Annotated in this window: 3 protein-coding genes; 1 reads left to right on the forward strand and 2 read right to left on the reverse strand. The window is 73.0% G+C overall.

What is annotated here, in order from left to right; translation table 11 throughout:
- The first annotated feature begins 310 nt into the window (after window positions 1-310).
- Complete coding sequence (locus tag P3L51_RS35335) at window positions 311-1,882, forward strand: MDR family MFS transporter (RefSeq protein ID WP_354609461.1); 1,572 nt, start codon at window positions 311-313, stop codon at window positions 1,880-1,882.
- 79 nt (window positions 1,883-1,961) lie between these two features.
- Here P3L51_RS35335 and P3L51_RS35340 read toward each other — a convergent pair whose 3' ends face one another.
- Together P3L51_RS35340 and P3L51_RS35345 are read right to left on the reverse strand one after the other, a co-directional pair.
- Window positions 1,962-2,858 (reverse strand): cellulose-binding protein, encoded by an 897-nt coding sequence (locus tag P3L51_RS35340; RefSeq protein WP_354609459.1) that lies wholly within the window; start codon window positions 2,856-2,858, stop codon window positions 1,962-1,964.
- Between the two features lie 298 nt (window positions 2,859-3,156).
- A partial coding sequence (locus tag P3L51_RS35345; RefSeq protein ID WP_354609460.1) for an SUKH-4 family immunity protein occupies window positions 3,157-4,169 on the reverse strand: 1,013 nt, incomplete at its 5' end.

Genomic DNA, 4,169 nt, shown 5'->3' on the forward strand with positions numbered 1-4,169 from the left:
GGGCCCAGCCCCCCTCACCGACCGGCCCCCCGACCGGCCTCGCGGTGTAAGACCAACTTAAGGAACGGTCGCCCCTCTTCTCCTCCTCCGGCGGGACGAACCGGCCCTGGCCGGAAGTAGGGAGAACCACCTAAGGGCTCTCCACCCTCAGGTGGAGCGCCTCTGAGGGTTCGTCTCCGGGAGCGAACCCTGCACCCTGCCACTGCGAGAGGGTCAAGTGAGATGGTGTCCCAGGGAAATACCTGCATAGGGAAGGGATCCTGTGACCGCCATACCCGAGCCCCGCCGCGGTCCCGTCGTCGCCGCCCTGATGCTCGGCATGGCACTGGCCGCGCTGGACGGCACGATCCTCTCCACCGCCGTCCCGCAGATCGTCGGAGACCTCGGCGGTTTCTCCGTCTTCTCCTGGCTCTTCTCCGGCTACCTGCTCGCCGCGACGGTCACGCTCCCCGTGTACGGAAAACTCTCCGACACCTTCGGCCGCAAGCCCGTACTGATCGCGGGCATCGTCATCTTCCTCATCGGCTCGGTCCTCTGCGCGACCGCGTGGAACATGGGGTCCCTGATCGCCTTCCGCGTCGTCCAGGGCCTCGGGGGCGGCGCGATCCAGGGCACGGTGCAGACCATCGCCGCCGACCTCTACCCCCTGAAGGAACGCCCCAAGATCCAGGCCAAGCTCTCCACCGTCTGGGCCACGTCCTCCATCGCGGGACCCGCCATCGGCGGCCTGCTCGCGGGCTACGCGGACTGGCGCTGGATCTTCCTGATCAATCTGCCGGTGGGCGCCGTCGCGCTCTACCTCACCGTCCGCCACCTGCACGAGCCCGGCCGCACACGCGACCGTGAGACCCGGGCCGCCGCCCGTACGAAGCGGGGCCCCGGAACCGGCGCGCCGGCCCGCCCCCGTGTCGACTGGGCCGGCGCGCTCGCCGTCTTCGCCACCGGCACGCTCCTGGTCACCGCCCTCGTCCAGGGCGGGGTCGCCTGGCCCTGGCTCTCCGCCCCCTCGCTCGCGCTCCTCGGCGGCACCGCCCTCCTCGCCGTCGTCACCTTCCTCGTCGAACGGCGCGCGGCCGAGCCGATCATCCCCGGCTGGGTCTGGCGCCGCCGCCCCATCGCCGCCGTCAACCTCGCGCTCGGCGCGCTCGGGCTGCTGATGATCGCCCCGACGGTCTTCCTGCCGACATACGCCCAGTCCGTCCTCGGCCTCGGCCCGATAGCCGCCGGCTTCGTCCTCTCCGCGATGACCCTGACCTGGCCCATCAGCGCGGCGCTCTCCGACCGCGTCTACAACCGGGTGGGCTTCCGCCGCACCGCGATCACCGGCATGTCCTGCGCGCTGCTGGTCCTGCTGGCCTTCCCCCTGCTGCCCTTCCCCGGCCAGGCGTGGCAGCCGACGGTGCTGATGCTGGTGCTCGGCGCGGGGCTCGGACTGTTCCAACTCCCGCTGATCATCGCCGTACAGGGGACGGTCGGCTGGTCGGAGCGCGGTACGGCGACCGCCTCGATCCTCTTCTGCCGACAGCTCGGCCAGAGCGTGGGCGCCGCGCTCTTCGGGGCGCTGGCCAACGGCGTCCTCACCAACAGGCTCGCCGACGCGCCCGGCAGCGGCCTCCCGCGGGACCTCGACTCCGTGGCGCACGCCCTGGACGACCCGGCGGCCCTCACCGACCGCGCGGCCGACTTCCTGCGCCGCGCGGTGGACTCGGCGGTCGACTCCGTCTTCCTGGGGGCGGCGATGGCCGCCGCGCTCTGTCTGCTGGTGCTGCTCTTCGTCGCACCACGCCGCTTCCCCGTCCACCGGGACCCGGCACCGGACCCGGCCCCCGACGCGCAGCCGCGGCCCCGCAAGGCGACCGACCCCGCGACGGACACCTCCTGATCAAGAAGGAGGGGGGTAGGCCCTGTCTTCAAAGTCCCGCCCGGCCCGAGGGCGGACGACGCTACTTCGAAGACACGACCTAACTCTCCGCCTCGACGGGCGCCCGGCCCGTCAGTGCCGCCAGGCTGTTGCGGACATGCGTCATCCGCGCCTGCACCTCCTCGCGGACCTCGGTGTGCTCCCGCAGGATCCGCTCCGTCTCCCGTACGGTCCGCTCCTCGGCCGCCCGCGCCTGCGCGATCAGGTCCTCCGCGCGCGCCGCCGCGTCCTCCTGGATGTGCCGGGCGCTCTCCTCCCCCTCCGCGAAGGCACGCCTCGCGTCCGCGAGTTGGGCGTCCGAGCGGGTCGCCAGCCCCGTCTGGTATGCCTCCGCCTCCGCCTCACGGCCGGTGAACTCCCGCGTCGTCGCGGCCAGTCGATCCGCGTGCTCCTGCGACAGCTCGGTGAGCAACGCCTCCGTACGCTGCCGGATGTCGTCGAAGCGGGCCAACGCCGCGCCCCGTACCTCCTCGGCGTCCCGGCGCGCCGCCGTCCGCCGCTCGTCGGCCGCGCCCTGCGCGCCCTCCACGGTCCGCGTCGCGTACGCGTCCGCGTCGGCCGTGACCGCCTCCGCGTGCGCCCGCGCCGCCTCGCGCGTACGGCGGACCGCCTCGCCCGCCTCGTCGTACGCCGCCTGCGCGTTCTCCCGCGCGGTCGTACGCGCCCCGTCCGCCTCCTCGGCGACCAGAGCCAGGATCTTCTGGGCGCGGTCGCCCAGTGAGTCGTACGTCTGCGGCGGCAGCGCCTCGACCCGCTGTCGCAGCAGCTCCGCCTCCAACTGAAGGCGCTCGGCCACAACGGCGAGCCGCCGCTCCTGCGCCTCCGCGTCCTCGCGGTCCCCCGACAGCTCCGTGACCCGCCGGTCGACCTGCTCAGGGCGGTAACCACGGCCCCGAGCGGGGTCGAAGCCGTGAGCCGATGCCCGTGCAGCAGCCATTCCTGAAGCCTCTCTCCGGCCTACGGTGACGAGACAGGCGCCCCTACGAAACGCCCCACCCGTCCATCCTGCTCAAGGATGCGGCATTTGACGCCAGGCGCCTGATTCCGCTTCCGTACCGATGACACGGCCGACGCGTTCAAGCCATCTCCGCACGTCGCCCGACCCGGGCGCGGGAACGGCCGAGGCGCCCACCGTGATCCACGGGGGCGCCTCGCGCGCGCTCGTACGTGGCGGATCTCACCGCCCGGCCGGCACCCGTACGGTCAGAACCGCGCGGTCGCCGTCGCCGTCGCCGTCAGAGCAGCCCGTCCCACATCTGCTCCAGCAGCACCGACCACCAGCTCTCCGGCGACGACAGCGCCGCCGGATCGATCGCGGCGAGCTGCGCCTGGAAGTCGACGGTCCAGCGTCCCGCCTGCTCCGGATTGAGACCGAAGCGCAGTCGCCACATACGGCCGAGCAGCGCCATCGAGCGCGTGAACTCCGGCAGCCCGGTGTTCACGAACTGCGGCGGGATCGTCTGGCCACCCGGACCCGTCTCGACCGACACGGCCATGATGTGCGCCGTGCCGTACTGGACACAGATCGCCCGGCCGAAGTCACTGCCCATCACCAGATACGACCCCGCGTCCGCGGCGGGCCGTACCTGCCGCTGCGCGGCCAGCTCGGCCAGCGTCGGCACCACAGGCTGTGCGGGCTGCGCCCAGAAGAACGGGCCGAAATCGCCCGGCAGACCCGCCCACACGAGCGTGCGCGCCACGATCTCCGGTACGCCCTGACGGGACACCGCCCGCTGGTCGAACCGGCAGATGCCCTGCGGGCCGAACGCGCCCGCCAGCTCCTGCGCGATGGCCTCCGGCGGAACCGGCTGCGCGGGCGGCACCTGCGGCAGCGGAGCGCGTACCGGCGCCGGACGCGCCGGACCGTCCGCGACCTGGTGCAACTCGCCCTGGTGGGTGAGCAGATGCCGCATGCCCTGCTGACGGCTGGAGTGGTCCCTGCCGTACGGGGCGACGCTGGTGATCCGCACCTGCGGCCAGGTCTCGCGGATCATCCGCGCGCAGTAACCGCCGGGCAGCTCGCAGGACTCCAGCTCGGTGTGGAGTTCGAGCACCTGCTGCGGCGGCACGTTCATGGCGCGCAGCTCGTGCAGGATCTGCCACTCGGGGTGCGGGGTGCCGGGCGCCGAGCGGCGGATGAGCTGCGCCTCGGAGCCGTCGGGCGCGCGGTAGCGCAGCACGGCCTGGTAGCCGGGGCCGACCGTCGGCATGCCGAGGGGCTGCTGCGGATAGCCGTACGCGCCCGGCG

Origin of the sequence: Streptomyces panacea (assembly GCF_040560175.1) — a bacterium.
GTDB classification, from domain to species: Bacteria; Actinomycetota; Actinomycetes; order Streptomycetales; family Streptomycetaceae; genus Streptomyces; species Streptomyces panacea.

Bases quoted from the DNA above. Each gene is read 5' to 3' on its own strand.
- P3L51_RS35340 (WP_354609459.1), bottom strand. From the start codon at position 2,858: ATGGCTGCTGCACGGGCATCGGCTCACGGCTTCGACCCCGCTCGGGGC.
- P3L51_RS35335 (WP_354609461.1), top strand. From the start codon at position 311: ATGCTCGGCATGGCACTGGCCGCGCTGGACGGCACGATCCTCTCCACC.